This is a genomic window from Aeromonas sp. Lyrl_2, from assembly GCF_051948815.1.
GTDB classification, from domain to species: domain Bacteria; phylum Pseudomonadota; class Gammaproteobacteria; order Enterobacterales; family Aeromonadaceae; genus Aeromonas; species Aeromonas veronii.
This window is the reverse complement of record NZ_JAYJLJ010000006.1, coordinates 222013-237127: the sequence shown is the minus strand read 5'-3', so window position 1 is coordinate 237127 and position 15115 is coordinate 222013. Positions and strand designations below refer to the sequence as shown.

The window sequence follows — 15115 nt, the reverse complement described above, 5'->3', positions numbered from 1 at the left end:
TTAAAAACATCGGCTTCCAGGTTGTGGTCGCCATGGTACTGGGCGCAGTGGTCGGCGCGTTCATGGGTGAACAAGCCACCGTGTTTGCACCGCTCGGTACCCTGTTTATCCAGCTGATCAAAATGCTGGTGATCCCGCTGGTGGCGGTTGCCATCCTCTCCGGCGCCGCCAATCTGGGCGCCAGCCCGGCTGCGGGCAAGATCGGTGCGGCTACGCTGGCCTTCTTCCTCGTGACCTCCGCGTTGGCCGTGTTGCTGGCGCTGGTGATGGGGCAGATCTTCAAACCGGGTGTCGGGGTTGATTTCGCTTCCGTTGCCTCCATGTTTGGCGGTGACTATGCCGATAAAGGGGCGTTGCCGGATGCAGTCGCCACCCTGCTTGGCATGATCCCCACCAACGTATTCAACTCACTCAACGAAGCGAACATCCTGCAGATCCTGGTATTCTGCATGTTCCTCGGCATTGCGCTGGCCAAACAACCGCGCGAGCGGGCCAAGCCGCTGGTCGATGGGCTCAATACCCTGGTGGATGCCTTCGTCTGGATGATCAACAAGGTGATGATCATCGCGCCGCTCGGGGTGTTCGGTCTGATGGCGGAAGCCATCGGAACCTATGGCTTCGATGTGCTGACCCTGGTACTCAAGCTGTTCGTGGTCTATGTGGCTGCCATCCTCATCTTCGGCTTCGTGGTCTATCCGCTGCTGGTGATGATGTTCTCCAACACGCCGGTGATGAAGTACCTCTCTGCCATGAAGAAGCCGCAGATCGTGGCCTTCTCCACCGCCTCTTCCATGGCGACCCTGCCGGTCAATATGGAGACCTGCGAGCATGATCTGAAAGTGACCAACGCGACCGCCTCATTCGTGTTGCCGCTGGGTGCCACCATCAACATGAGCGGCAACGCCATCTATTACGGTCTGGTCGCCATCTTCTTTGCGCAGGTTTACAACATTGATCTGAGCGTCGGTGCCTGGGCAGCCATCATTGTGACCTCCACTCTGGGCGCGATCGGTCAGGCCGGTGTGCCGGGCCCAAGCTTCCTGGTGGTTGCCGTGCTGCTGGCGGCCGGGATCCCCATCGAAGGGTTGCCGCTGCTGTTCGCGCTGGACCGTCTGTTCGACATGATCCGCACCTCCCTCAATATCACCGGCGATGCGGCCTGTGCTGTCATTGTTGACCGCTTCAGCCCGGAATATGACCCAGAGCGCTGGAACAAGGCATAACTGCTTTGAGCTGGGCTGAGATATAACAGCCTTAAGCTGACACTGCGTAACGCGAGCCCCTGCCATGATGGCGGGGGCTTTTTTATATCTGCCGGACAAGTATCAGAGCAAAGGTGTGCACAAGAGATTGCTGACGGATTTAGCTGTGTTGAATGGAGAGTACAGTAGGGGAAAACATCAGTTGTGGGCATGGGCCGTATGGCGTCAACCGGCCTGTTGTAGATGGCGGGGTAGGGGATTGCCAAACGGCGGGTAACAAAAAGGGGAGCCTTGCTCCCCTCGGATATGATCTGCTGCTGGTTCTACTCCATCAGGCCATATGGTTAAACCATCCTGGTTACACCCTTGTGGCGAAAGAAACAGCGTCAACGTGATGAAATCATATCTATGTTGACCATCTCGGCATTATTACTGAAAAGCGCCATTTGATGGCGATTAAACAGACATAGCAAAGAGGGTCGGTCCGGATTGATGCCTCTCTATCCGGCTCAGAACTGTGACAGTGAGGGCAGAGAGACAGCAACCAGGGTGAAAAACACCGTGAAAACGGCAGTAACGACAAACTCTTTCATTTTTCTCTCCCTAAGTTGTTGGTTGATGTAGTCAAGATACCATAATAAGGGGGTAAAACAAGGTGTAAGTTGATAAAATGACTGCTTTGTATGTGTGGTTGGTTGAGATGGCTATTTTTGTCATGTTGAGCTGATTTTATCACCTGCTATGGAATGTTAGGCATTCAAGATTCTGTTTTTATGGTTATTTCATTTAAATTCAATTGGTTGGTGAGCTGTTTGTTGGTTTGGTAAAGGGCTTTGTATGGAGCTCAAGTGGCGTTTTATAAGTTTTCACCCTCGTAATAGTGTCATTGAGGCCATAAAAAGTGCGCAAGGCAATGATTTGACGATTCCTGACGTAGATAGCCCATCCAAAAGAAGTCTATGGAGAGAGTCTGGTTGCCAACCCTTGTCACACCATCACTTTATCAGTCCAGAGTCTCCGCATTTTTACAGCAATACACTGGGTTCATAGGGATGAGAGCCGTGCATCGGGGGGATACAGAGTAGCAGCTGGCTGTTTTATCACCGCCAATTTCCCCGTTGGCCTCGGAAGAGACATGGCCACAGCAAGAGTGAGGTGCGCAATAGGCCCGAGGCGTATTCTCTGGCTGGGCTGGGCTGGGCTGGGCTGGGCTGGGCTGGGCGCGAGTAGCGATTTGTGTAGCCGGTGAATCTGCGTGAGTCATGTGCTTGTAATACGAAAGCAGGGCCGGAGCATGGTTGGGGAAGATATCTGAATCCCTTCTACAAGATTGAGATATAAAAAGCGGCGTATGACGAGGAGGCTGAACAAACTGGTTTCAGGGGCGACAGAGCGCAGGTCAACGCAATCCGGTTCGCAGTAATAAAACACATCCACGAGGATACCGGAACTCTGTTCGTAGGCTGATGCCGGTTGGTGTGAGGAGGGGAAGGCTAGTGATCAGTCAGATGGCGCAAGGCTTGGGAATCAGGCAACCCTTATGGTGAGGGCCACAAAGCGTGCCGATGCACCCATTTTTGTAAGATATTAAAAAACCCTCCGATGGAGGGTTTTTGTCATCAACAGCCGGTAAAAAGCCGTGAGGCTTAGAACAGGGTGGTGGAGAGGTTGTACAGCTCCTGATCGAACGGACGCTTCATGTTCTCGATGCAGTCGATGATGTCGTGGTGTACCAGCTCGTTGCGCTGGATACCGACGCAGCGACCACCGTGGCCAGCCAGCAGCTGCTCAACGGCGTAGGCACCCATACGGCTGGACATGATGCGGTCACGAGCAGTGGGGGCTCCGCCACGCTGGATATGACCCAGGATGGTGGCGCGGGTTTCACGACCGGTCAGGGCTTCGATGTCCTTGGCTAGCGCGTTCACGTCGGTAACGTGCTCGCAGATGGTGATGATGGCGTGCTTCTTGCCCTTGGCTTCACCTTCCTTGATCTGCTTGAGCAGCTTCTCTTTGTCGAAGGCAACTTCCGGCACGATCACATACTCGGCACCACCGGCAACGGCAGCAGACATGGCCAGATCGCCACAGTGGCGGCCCATGATCTCGACCACGGAGATACGGTGGTGGGAGCTGCAGGTGTCACGCAGACGGTCGATGGCGTCAACCACCACGTTCAGAGCGGTATCAAAACCGATGGTGAAGTCGGTACCGGCGATGTCGTTGTCGATGGTGCCCGGCAGGCCGATGCAGGGGAAACCCTCTTCGGTCAGCTTCTTGGCACCCATGTAGGAGCCGTCACCACCGATGACGACCAGCGCATCGATACCGTGCTTTTTCAGGTTTTCGATCGCTTCGGCGCGCACTGCTGGGTCTTTGAAGGCAGGGAAACGGGCGGAGCCGAGGAAAGTACCACCACGGTTCACCACGTCGGAGACGCTGTGACGCTCCAGCTTGACGATGCGATCCTGGTGCAGGCCGAGGTAGCCATCATAAATACCGTAAACTTCCAGGCCATGATGCAAACCGGCGCGAACCACGGCGCGAATGGCTGCGTTCATACCCGGTGCGTCGCCACCACTGGTCAAAACACCAATACGTTTGATTTGTTTGGTCATGAGTGCCTCTGGATCTGAGTTGTCAAATACGAATGTTTAAATAGACAAGCCACTTTTACTATATCGGCTTTCATATGGGATGCGGGGGCCACCATAGGAAAAGCGATACAAGAGAGGGGACGAGCCCCTCTCTTTGCCGTAATCAGCGATTACTTGGCAGCGCCAGCGATGATCTGGGAGAAGTCGTCCACTTTCAGGGACGCACCACCGACCAGGCCACCGTCGATGTCTGGCTGACCGAACAGGTCGGCTGCAGTGGCGCCTGTAACGGAACCGCCGTACAGGATCTGTACTTTGGCAGCAACGGCGGCATCAAAACCGGCCAGGTACTGACGGATGTGAGCGTGAACGGACTGAGCGATCTCCGGAGTGGCAGTCTTGCCAGTACCGATGGCCCATACCGGCTCGTAAGCGATAACGGCGTTGTTGAAGGAGGCGATGCCGCAACGGTCGATAACAGCTTTCAGCTGGGTCTCAACCACGTTCTTGGTCACGCCGGCTTCGAACTGCTCCAGAGTTTCACCGATGCACAGAACCGGGATCAGGCCGCCTTTCTGGATCGCTTCGTACTTGGCAGCAACCACGTCGTCAGTCTCTGCGTGCAGGGTACGACGCTCGCTGTGGCCGACCAGAGAGTAGGTGCAACCAAAGGCTTTCAGCATGGAGGGGGCGTTTTCGCCGGTGAAGGCACCAGACTCGTGAACGTCAGCGTTCTGGGCACCGTAGGCAATCTTGCTGCCAGCGGTCAGTTGCTCAACCAGACCCAAAAAGATAACCGGCGGGCAGACGGCGACTTGCACAGAAGGATGAGCGGCAGCAGCCGGGGTCAGTCCTTTGATCAGAGCTTCTACAGAAGCTTTGGTGCCGTTCAGTTTCCAGTTACCCATTACCAGGTGCTGTCTCATCTTGTATATCTCCTAGGCATTTGATTGCGCGACATTATATGAATTGAACCGAGCCCAAGATAGCTGACCCGGCGGCAAATGACGTAATTTTTTTTCGCTTTCCTGATCCAAATCAGGAATGAAACGCTTGATCGCTCATTCGTTAACCTGCCCCCGCAAGCGAGCCCACCATACCCCAATCCATTCGTGGATGGCAGCTTCGGAATACATCAAATAACGCCCTTTGGGTAAATAACTGTAGAGCGGCTGGGGTACCTGGCTCTGCTTGGCGGTGTAGTCGGTGGGGGCTGGCACGGCCTTGAGTCCCTGACCCTGATAGAGGGCCATGGCACGTGGCAAATGAGTGGCCGAACTGACCAGCGCCACCTCTTTTCCTTTCAGATGGCGGCTGATACTGACCGCTTCATCATGAGTGTCTTTGTTGTTTTCAAACAACGTCATCCGCGAACGGGGAATGCCGAGGCTCTCGGCCATCCGGGCATTGACCTCGGCATTGGAGAGGGTATCCCCCGATACATAGCCGGAGAAAACCAGCTCGGCGTCCGGATAGGCCTGGGCGAGGCGAACCCCTTCGAGAGTGCGGGCCAGGGCAATATTGTTTTGCCAGGAGCGCTCGGGCACCGCCGGGTCGCTGACATGACCATTGCCGAGCACCACGATGGCCTCGATGTTGGGATGCTGGCTCACCTCGAATGGCGGGAAGGTCTGCTCCAGCCCGCGGGCCAGTTCATAGCTCACCGGCCGCATCCCCATCAGGGCCACAATAAGCAGCGAGAGAGTGGCCACCAGTTTGCCGGTTTTCTGAAAACGGGTGAACCAGAGCAGTAGCAGGGCGACCAGCAGCAGGGAGAGGGAGAAGGGGAGCGGCATCAGCAGCTGACCCAGCCACTTTTTAATCACAAACACGGCAGACACTTCCTTGAGTTTTCAGCAAATTCGGGATGTGACAGAATACCTCTCTTTTTTGGGATGGCCACAACCCTGTGGCGCTAATGTTGAGTTTCTCCTTGAAGCACGATCAGAGTTTTGACGGGCGCGCCGACAAGTTCGCCCGCAACATTTACGACTCCACCAAGGGGCGCATCCGCACCACCATTGTCTGGAGCGACATCGAAGCCTGCCTGGCCCGCCTTGGCAACCGTCCGCTGCGCATCCTCGATGCGGGGGGCGGTTTTGGCTATTTCGCCCAGAAGCTGGCGGCCATGGGCCATCAGGTGGAGCTGTGCGATCTGTCAGCAGAAATGCTGGAACTGGCCGGCAGCCAGATCGCCGAGAAGGGGCTGGAAGACAAAATCCGTCTCATCCATTGCCCCATTCAGGATCTGAAGCAACACGTGACCGGGACCTTTGATCTGGTGCTCTGCCATGCGGTGCTGGAGTGGCTCGCCGAGCCGCGCCAGACCTTGCTGAGTCTGTTCCCTTTCGTCAATGCCGGGGGCATACTGTCGCTGCTTTTCTACAACCGTCATGGTTTGCTGTTCCAGAGCCTGGTGGTGGGCAATTTTGACTATGTGCGCCTTGGCCTTCGCAAGAAGCGCCAGACAGCGCTTACGCCCACCAACCCCCAGTTGCCGGAGCAGGTCTATGACTGGATTGGTCGCGGGGGGCTGCGCATCATCGGCAAGACCGGGGTGCGGGTCATCCACGACTATATGCGTCACAAGCAGGATCAGGTGGAGAAGTTCGACGATCTGCTGGCCATGGAGCAGCAATATTGCCGTCAGGAGCCTTTTGTCTCCCTCGGTCGCTATATCCATGTGATGGCCCAGAAGCCGGCCAGCTGATTGCTCGCTGTTCACGTCGATGTGAACCATGTTTTCGATGCTACCGGATGTAGCCGCGCGCACGATTTTGCGCCCAATACAACAACGAGATGACAACATCATGATGAGTACATCCCGTACCCTGCCAGAGCGTTCTTTGCCGGAGCTAGTAGGGTGGGTCAGGCAGGAGGGGTTGGCGTTGAGCCTGCCGACCGACCGGCTGGCCTTTCTCATTGCAATCAAGACCCTGTCCGAAGATGAGTCGGACCTGTCGGAAGCGGCGCTGCACGATGCCTTTGGCTATGTCAGCAGTGCCTTCGGCCAGATGGACGAGACCCTCACCGGTCGCGCCAACAACGCCATCAACGATCTCATTCGCCAGCAGCTGCTGTCGCGCTTCAACACCGACATGGTGGCGGGGGAGAGCCTCTACCGCCTGTCACGCCTTGGTGTGAGCATCGTCGACTTCTTTATGGATCAGCGTCAGGTTGACTCCATCAAGCTCTCCATTCTGCTCGAACACCTGGCTGCCGAGCTCGACACCGCCCGCAAGGCGGCGCTTGAGACCAACACCCGCGAGCAGTGGGATGCCGAGGTGCTGCCGCGCCTCACCTTCTCGCTGGAAGAGACCTTGGGGCGGATCGATCTCACCCAGCGCGCCATGGATGAGCAGCAGAATCAGGTCAAAAGCGAAATCGCGGCCCTGCTGACCCAGAACTGGGTCGATGCCATTCACAGCTGCGAAAAACTGCTGCACGAGACCGGCCAGACCCTGCGCGAGCTGCAGGATACCCTGGACGCTGCCGGCCACCGCCTGCAGGCGGGGCTGCTCAATATTCAGGAAGCGGCGCAGGGGCGCGACGATCTGTTCCACGTCGAGGAGCTGACTCACGCCTTGCAAGGTCGTCTTGATGTCATCACCAGCTGGGGTCAGCAGTGCATCGAGCTCTGGTCCCGCTACGATAGGCACGTCCACAAATTTATCCGCAACGCCATCGATATGGACAAGAACCGCGCTTTCAGCCAGCGGCTGCGCGAGTCCATCCGCAATTTCGAGCAGCACAACTGGCAGCTGCGGGTGGCCGAAGAGCCCCGTCTGCTGGAGCTGCGCGACGAAACCATCGCCATCCACGACGAGGAGGTGACCGGCGAGGTGCCCCTCGAGATGGAGTACGTCGAGATGGTGGACATCAACCAGGAGCTGGCCGAGCGCATCGAGCGCTATCTGGCCCGCTACCCCGAGCAGGGGCAGCAGCTGGACTTGGCCGATGTGCTGCGGGAATACCTGCTGGACTACCCGGCTCATGCCCACTTCGATGTGGCGCGTCTTCTGATCGACCAGGCCGTGCGCCTGGGCCATGCCAGCGGCGAGCGCGAACTGCATCGCCAACCCGCATGGAAACCCATTAACCAAGCTGGATCCAAGGTTCAGGCCTATGTCATTGATCAATACTGAGTTTCCCTTGCCGCTGCGGCTTGCAGAGGCGATTGCCAACCCCTTGTTTCCGCGCATCGACACCGCCTTGCGCTCCGGTCGCCACATCAGTGCCGACGAGTTCGAGCAGCATTCGGCGCTGGTCGAATATCACAGCGAGCTGGAGATCTTCTACGGCCGCTATCAGGTGGAGCTGATCAAGGCGCCGGAAGGCTTCTTTTACCTGCGCCCGCGCCCGAGCTCCGACATCGGTACCACTGTGCTCTCCGAGCTCGATATGCTGGTGGGCAAGGTGCTCTGCTACCTCTACCTGAGCCCTGATCGTCTCGCCTCGGAAGGGGTGTTCGCCATGGCCGAGCTGCAAGAAGAGGTGCTGAGCCTCGCCGACGAGAAGCAGCTGCTGCGGATGGTCAACAGCCGCTCCGGCGGTACCGATCTCGACAAGAAGAAGCTGCTCGAAAAGATCCGTACCTCCATGCGCCGTCTGCGCCGCCTTGGCATGATCACCGCCCTTGGCAACGGGGATAAATTCCGGGTCAACGAATCGGTGTTCCGTTTCGCCGCCGATGTGCGCTCCGATGAAGATCCGCGCGCCGTTCAGCTGCGGATGATCCAGGAGGGTGAAGCCATCTTCCACGACGACGAAATGCCGAGCAGCGACTCGCTCTTTGATGACATCGAGGCGGATCTCGATGAAGAACAACTGGATCTGGAGGTATAACCGGTGCGAGGCAAGTTCAAATCCCTGACCATGGTCAACTGGAACGGCTTCTTTGCCCGGACCTTCGATCTCGACCAGCTGGTCACTACCCTTTCCGGCGGCAACGGCGCGGGCAAGTCCACCACCATGGCGGCCTTTATCGCAGCGCTCATCCCCGACCAGTCACTGCTTCACTTCCGCAACACCACGGAAGCGGGATCGAGCAGCGCCTCCCGTGACAAGGGGCTCTACGGCAAGCTGCAGCGCGGCCACTGCTATTCCCTGCTGGAAGTGATGAACAGCCGCGAACAGCGGATCTGGGTCGGCGTGCACCTCGAGCAGGTGGCCAACCGCGACAACAAGGTCAACATCACCCCGTTTGCGCTGGTGGATGTGCCGGAGAATCTGGCGCCGACCGATCTGCTGCTGGAGAAGCTCGATGGCGGCAAGGGGCGGGTACGCGCCTTTACCGATCTGAAAGGGGCGGCCGCCGAGCTGGGGGCGCTGAAAGTCGCCAAATTCAATACGGTGACCGACTATCACAATTTCATGTTCGAGTTCGGCATTACCCCGAAGAAGCTGCGTGATCAAAAAGATCGCGGCAAGTTCTATCGCCTGATCGAAGCTTCCCTCTACGGCGGCATCTCCTCGTCCATCAGCCGTTCCCTGCGCGAATACCTGCTGCCGGAGAACTCCGGGGTGCGCAAGGCGTTTGCAGACATGGAGGCGGCCATCTATGAAAACCGCCGCACGCTGGAAGCGATCAAGGAGACGCAAGGTCAGCGGGATCTGTTCAAGAACCTGATCACCGAGACCACCCACTATGTGGCCGCCGACTATGTGCGCAACGCCGCCGAGAAGAGCCGCCTCTCCGAGCTGGCCCTCAAGGCTCGCCAGGAGCTGGCCGACAAGCGCCGCATTCTGGCCGAAGAGAAACAGCGCGCCATCTATCTGGCCGACGAGGTGGAGCAGCTCACCAACCGTGAGAAACTGCTGACCGACGAGCTGGAGTCTGCCTCCGAGCACCTTGCCAAGGTGATGGCGGCTGTCAGTTTGCAGAAGAAGATCGAGATGTATCGCGCCGATCTGGCGGATCTCTCTGACAAACTCGAACAGCAGCAAGCGGTGGTGGAGGAGATCCACGGCCAGCTGCTGGAAGTGGAAGAGCGCAAGGAGTTGGCGCAGGCCGAGGTAGACAGCCTCAAGACCCAGCTGGCCGATTACCAGCAGGCGCTCGATATTCAGCAAACCCGCGCCATCCAGTACCGTCAGGCGGTGCAGGCCCTCGATGCTGCCCGCGAGCAGTGCGAGCTGCCGGGGCTCACCGCCGAACAGGCGAGCGACACCCTGCATCAGTTCCGCGCCGCCGAACAGAGCCTCACCAGCCGGGTGCTGGGGGCCGAGCAGCAGCTGGCGCTGGCCAAGGCGGCGGTGGCCGAGCATGAAGCGGCGCTGGCGCTGCTGCTCAGCATCGCTCCGGAGACAGTGCGCGAGGCTGCCTGGCCTACCGCGCAGGCGCTGCTCAAGCGTCATATCGAAGACAAGGCTCGCATTGCCCAGGGGCAGGGGCTGCGCGCCGCGCTGGCTCGCCTCGAGAAAGAGAGCGAAAGCCAGAAGAGTCTCTTCAAGCTGCGTGACGAGCTGCAGCAGGCCTCTGGCCAGCTGATTGCCAGCAGCGATGAGCTGGAGATTTTCCTTGAAGCCCAGCGCACCCGTCAGGAGGAGCTGGCCGAGCAGCAGGCTGAAGTCAATCAGCGTCGCGCCAGCCTCGAGCATCAGGGCACTCAGCTGGGCCGCGATATTGCGGAGCTGACCAAGCTTGCCCCGCGCTGGCTGAAATCCTTCGAAAAGCTCGAGCAATTGCGCGAGCAGAGCGGCCTGCCGCTCGCCACCGCCGAAGAGCTTTCGGCCGGTATGCAGACCGTGCTCGACAAGGAGCGCGAGTTCGAACAGGAGAGCAACCGCATCGCGGCGCAGAAACAGGCGCTGGAGCTGCAAATTCGCAACCTGCAGTTGGGTGCTGGCGAGGCGGATCCGCGCTTGGCTCGCATCGCCGAGCAGGTGGGGGGCGTGCTCCTCTCCGATGTCTACGACGACATCTCCATCGACGATGCCCCTTACTACTCCGCGCTCTACGGCCCGGCTCGCAGCGCCCTGGTGGTGCTCGACCTTGAGGGCGCCATCGAGCGGCTGAAAAAGCTGGAAGATTGCCCGGAAGATATCTACCTCATTCAGGGCAACCCCGACTCCTTTGACGAGGATTTGGTAGAAGCGGACGAGCTGGGAGACGCCGTGCTGGTGCGCACCAGCAAGCGTCAGGTGCGCTTCTCCCGCTACCCCGAGCTGCCGCTGTTTGGTCGCGCTGCCCGGGAAAAACGGATCGAGCAGCTCGACCTTGAGCGCGAAGGTCTCATCGAGGGTTACGCCAAGACCGCCTTCGAGCAGCAGAAGTACCACCGTCTCTACGGTCACTTCCGCGACTTTATCGGCCAGCATCTGGATATCGCCTTCCGCCCCGACCCCGAAGCCGAAGTGCAGGCCAAACAGGCCGAACTGCGCGCGCTGCAAGGGGCCATCGGCGAGTGCGACAAGCAGCTGAGTGATGCCAAAGCGGCCGCCGCCCAGCTGACCCGCCATATTCAGCTGGTGCAGGTGATGCTGCCCTTTGCTCACCTGTTTGCCGAGACAGAGCTGGCGGCCCGCCTCGAGGCGGCTCACGCCGATGTGGAAGCACTGAAACAGGCCGAAGCCTTTATCGCCAAGCACGGTAAGTCGCTCGAGAAGCTCGATACCCTGGTGCAGGTGCTGCGTCAGGATCCGCAGGATCTTGCCGCGCTGCAGGCTGCCTATGATGAGGTGAGCGACCTGCTGGCCGAGCAGAAGCGCCGTTGCTACGCCCTCGATCAGCTGGTGGCCCGTCTGCCGCACTTTGCCTATCAGGATGCACAAGACCTGCTGGGCAAGGCCTCTGAAATGAGCGAGCGACTCAAAGAGAAGCTCAAGGCGGCCGAGCTGGCGGCCCGCACCGCTGGCGAGCAGCACAAGCAGATTGCCCAGCGCCACACCGAGGCGCTGCAACTGCGCACCGCGCTGAACTCCAGCGTCGAGGCCAAGCGTCAGACCCTGACCGAGTTCGAGCAGGAGCTGGCGGCTATGGGCCTGACCCTCTCTGACGATATGGAAGAGAAGGCGCGCGCCCACAAGAAAGAGATTGAAGAGCTGCTGATCCGCACCCGTTCCCGTCGCACCAGCGCCGAGGCCCAGTTGCAGGTAACCAAGCGCGAGATCGAATCCCTTGGCGGTCGTCTCAAGCTGGAAGGCAAGGATTATTACAGCGCCCGTAAATCCCTGGTGGGTCACAAGGCGAGCTGGTCGCGGGTAGTGCGACTGGCGCGGGAGACCGACGTCGAGAAGCGCCTCAACAAGCGCGAGCTGGCGTACCTCGACAGCGACGAGCTGCGCTCCATGTCGGACAAGGCTCTCGGCGCCCTGCGAGTGGCGGTGGCCCACGACGAGGCTCTGCGCGATGCGCTGCGACTGTCGGAGGGCAACCGCAGCACCGAGCAGAAGGTCGCCTTCTACGTGCAGGTCTATCGTTACCTCAAAGATCGCATCCGCAACGACATCATCCGCTCCGATGACCCGGTCGAGGCGATCGAGGAGATGGAGATCGAGCTGGCCCGTCTCGCCGACGAGCTCAAGCAGCGGGAAACCCATCTGTCGCTCTCCTCTCACGAGGTGGCGGCCAAGATCACCAACATCATCCGCCGCGAGCAGAACCGCATCCGGGTGCTCAACCAGGGCTTGCAGAATATCGCCTTTGGTCTGGTGCGCGGGGTGCGCCTCAACGTCAATATCCGCGAGGCCCATACCCGTCTGCTGACGGCGCTGGCCGATCAAACCGCCATGCACAACGATCTGTTCGCCGACAAGGAGCTCAGCTTCTCCGAGGCGATGGCCAAGCTGTTCCAGCGCTTGAACCCGCAGATCGAGCAGGGAGATCGCAGCTATCAGGTGATGGGCGACGTGCTGCTCGACTATCGCAACTATCTGGAGCTGGAGATCGAGGTGCAGCGTGGTGCCGACGGCTGGCTGCGGGCCGAGAGCGGCGCGCTCTCCACAGGTGAGGCGATCGGTACCGGTCAGGCCATCCTCTTGATGGTGCTGATCAGCTGGGAGGAGGAATCCCGCCGCCTGCGCGGCAAGGATATCGCCCCCTGCCGTCTGTTGTTCCTCGACGAAGCGGCCCGTCTGGATGGCAAATCCATCGCCACCCTGTTCGAGCTGTGCGAGCGGCAGGATATGCAGCTGCTTATCGCGGCGCCCGAGAACATCAGCCCCGAGAAGGGCACCACCTACAAGCTCATCCGCAAGGTGCAAGGCAAGCACGAACACGTGCATGTGGTGGGCCTGCGTGGCTTCGGCTTTGCCGACGACAAGCTGATTGCCTGAGAAGTCTCTGGCCCATCCCGTCACGGGATGTCCGGTAACTAGTTGAAAGGGAGGCATTTGCCTCCCTTTTTACATGGAAGATATGGCAAAGTAGCCGCACGGTCGCTGCTGCCTGACAACAAGGCGAGTAACATGGTGAGTGCCTTGGAGCTATGGCAAGGTGAGAGCTCCCGCCTGCATGCGTGTCGCCAGCGTCACCGGCCGTATCGAAGAAGCAAAATTGCGCATAGCGAAAAGAAGAAGAGAGGAGAAGTTAAAGGTGCAACATATCCAGAAAGGGCTGTTGTTATCTCTTTGTCTGCTGCTGGCCGCCTGTAGCAGCCGTTATGACGAGCGTCACGGCGGCAGCTGGCACGGCTACAGCGAGACCGGTTATGCCAGCTATTATGCCGACCGCTATCACGGTAAAAAGACCGCCAGCGGCGAGCTCTATCGCAACAACCTCAATAGCGCCGCCCATATGGAATTGCCCTTTGGCTCCATGGTGCGGGTCACCAACCTCGCCAACGGCAAGAGCGTGGTAGTCAAGGTCAATGATCGTGGCGCCTTTAAAAGCGGGCGTATTATCGATCTCTCCAAATCCGCCTTCGGCTCCATCGCCAATATTCGTGATGGCCTTATCAAGGTAAAGGTTGAGGTTCTTTAGTTTGATGACCAGAGCGTGAGATCGCCAGATGGTAGAAGCACTGCATTATATGCATGATTAGAATTGACAATTAATTATTGAATTTGAGGCCATCATATGGAAGTGAGAGAAGTCTGTGTATCTGATGCGCATAATATATTGGCGTTAATGAACCGACTCGACAGTGAAACAACCTTTATGCTCTATGAACCGGGAGAGCGAACTACGACAGAGGTTGAGCAAGCTCAAATATTGGCTTCGTTTGTCGATGCAAACAACAAAGTCATGCTGGTACTGGCAGAGCACGATGAGATTGCAGGCTTTATTGTCGGCATTGGTCAACCAGCAAATCGCAATAAACATGTCTTGTATTGTGTTATCGGTATTCAACAATCTACAACCGGACAGGGATTTGGTAAAAAGTTGTTTTCTGCGCTGGAAGAGTGGGCAACAGCGCGGGCTTTTACCCGTATGGAGTTAAATGTCATGTGTCATAATGTCCGAGCTTGTGCTCTTTATCACGCTTGTGGTTTTGAGGTCGAGGGAATAAAGCGAAACTCGATGAAAGTTGATGGTGAATATGTTGATGAATACTTAATGGCTAAGCTGATTTAAGTTATGTCACAATTTAGAGTTTTGATTACCTTTCTTCGTGAAAAATTAGCATGGTATATTACCATGCAATGGTTATTAAAGTGTTTTGTGGCAAATGTTAGTTCATGCTGATTACAGGATGGATAGAGTGAACTCAGAAAGGAAGCGAAATTCAAAAGTAATTCTATTTTTGTGTAATGGGGTTGAAGAGTATGAGGCATCAGTATTTACAGATGCCTTTGGTTGGACGACAACTTATGGCCTTGAGCCCATACAGTTAACTACAGTTGGTTTTCACCAACGAATTAAATGTGCATGGAATTTTACGATCGAACCGGAATGTCTGTTTGATGAAATAGATATCGAAGAGTTTGATGCCCTAGTAATACCGGGAGGTATGAGCCGTGCAGGCTTTTATGATGATGCGTATGACCCAAGGCTATTGGCATGGATTAAAGATTTTGATGCCAAGGGAAAAGTTGTTGCTTCGGTGTGCGTGGGGGCATTGCCTATTGCCAAAAGTGGTGTGCTAAGTGGTCGCAATGGTACGACTTATCATCTGAGTCAGAAACGGCAACAACAGATGCAAGAGTATGGTGTACAGGTACTGAATCAACCTATCGTTATCGATGGGAATATTATCACTTCACGTAGCCCGTCCACTGCAATGAACGTTGCGTTTCTTGTCGTGGAGATGCTTACCTCAAAAGCCAATCTGGAGAGAATTAAAGAGGGGATGGGGTTTCTCGACGGTGGTATCTGCTAAATGTACGAGTTCTTGTTGAAGTAAAAATAGCTTGGTGCTTTATATTGAGTGCTCA

Annotated in this window: 11 protein-coding genes; 8 read left to right on the top strand and 3 right to left on the bottom strand. The window is 57.3% G+C overall.

The features are described 5' to 3' along the window. On the top strand, positions 1 to 1223 hold a 1223-nt coding region (locus VF684_RS07730), incomplete at its 5' end, for a dicarboxylate/amino acid:cation symporter (RefSeq protein ID WP_440174083.1). A gap of 1625 nt (positions 1224 to 2848) precedes the next feature. Here the strand turns inward: VF684_RS07730 and pfkA are convergent. The 3 genes from pfkA to elyC all read right to left on the bottom strand — a co-directional run bounded on the left by pfkA (position 2849) and on the right by elyC (position 5631). Then, positions 2849 to 3820 (bottom strand): 6-phosphofructokinase, encoded by a 972-nt coding sequence (pfkA, locus tag VF684_RS07725; RefSeq protein ID WP_005336840.1) that lies wholly within the window; start codon positions 3818 to 3820, stop codon positions 2849 to 2851. Between the two features lie 149 nt (positions 3821 to 3969). Continuing rightward, positions 3970 to 4725, bottom strand: a complete 756-nt coding sequence (gene tpiA, locus VF684_RS07720; protein WP_047440675.1) for a triose-phosphate isomerase — start codon at positions 4723 to 4725, stop codon at positions 3970 to 3972. 135 nt (positions 4726 to 4860) lie between these two features. Next, the gene (gene elyC / locus VF684_RS07715; RefSeq protein ID WP_236268146.1) at positions 4861 to 5631 is read right to left on the bottom strand and encodes an envelope biogenesis factor ElyC; all 771 of its coding nucleotides are present in this window, start codon (positions 5629 to 5631) and stop codon (positions 4861 to 4863) included. Positions 5632 to 5732: 101 nt separating this feature from the next. Between elyC and cmoM the strand changes: the two genes are divergently transcribed. The 7 genes from cmoM (at position 5733) to VF684_RS07680 (ending at position 15060) form a co-directional block, all read left to right on the top strand. Beyond that, positions 5733 to 6509 carry a tRNA uridine 5-oxyacetic acid(34) methyltransferase CmoM gene (cmoM, locus tag VF684_RS07710; RefSeq protein WP_376898407.1) on the top strand — a complete coding sequence of 259 codons (777 nt, stop codon included), beginning with the start codon at positions 5733 to 5735 and terminating at the stop codon, positions 6507 to 6509. A 100-nt stretch (positions 6510 to 6609) separates the two neighbouring features. Next, positions 6610 to 7944 (top strand): chromosome partition protein MukF, encoded by a 1335-nt coding sequence (gene mukF, locus VF684_RS07705; protein ID WP_005345760.1) that lies wholly within the window; start codon positions 6610 to 6612, stop codon positions 7942 to 7944. After that, positions 7925 to 8644 (top strand): chromosome partition protein MukE, encoded by a 720-nt coding sequence (gene mukE, locus VF684_RS07700; RefSeq protein ID WP_005345759.1) that lies wholly within the window; start codon positions 7925 to 7927, stop codon positions 8642 to 8644. Before mukF ends, mukE begins: the two co-directional genes overlap by 20 nt. Positions 8645 to 8647: 3 nt before the next feature. Beyond that, entirely contained in the window at positions 8648 to 13075 is a 4428-nt protein-coding gene (gene mukB / locus VF684_RS07695) for a chromosome partition protein MukB (RefSeq protein WP_139440850.1), read from the top strand. Between the two features lie 259 nt (positions 13076 to 13334). Continuing rightward, a complete protein-coding gene (locus tag VF684_RS07690) occupies positions 13335 to 13721 on the top strand; it encodes a septal ring lytic transglycosylase RlpA family protein (RefSeq protein ID WP_162516074.1) in 387 nt (128 codons plus the stop codon). A 96-nt stretch (positions 13722 to 13817) separates the two neighbouring features. Further along, entirely contained in the window at positions 13818 to 14315 is a 498-nt protein-coding gene (locus VF684_RS07685; RefSeq protein ID WP_042011243.1) for a GNAT family N-acetyltransferase, read from the top strand. Between the two features lie 94 nt (positions 14316 to 14409). Beyond that, positions 14410 to 15060: a DJ-1/PfpI family protein gene (locus tag VF684_RS07680; RefSeq protein ID WP_234924742.1), complete on the top strand. Its 651-nt coding sequence runs from the start codon at positions 14410 to 14412 to the stop codon at positions 15058 to 15060. The last annotated feature ends 55 nt before the right edge of the window (positions 15061 to 15115 follow it).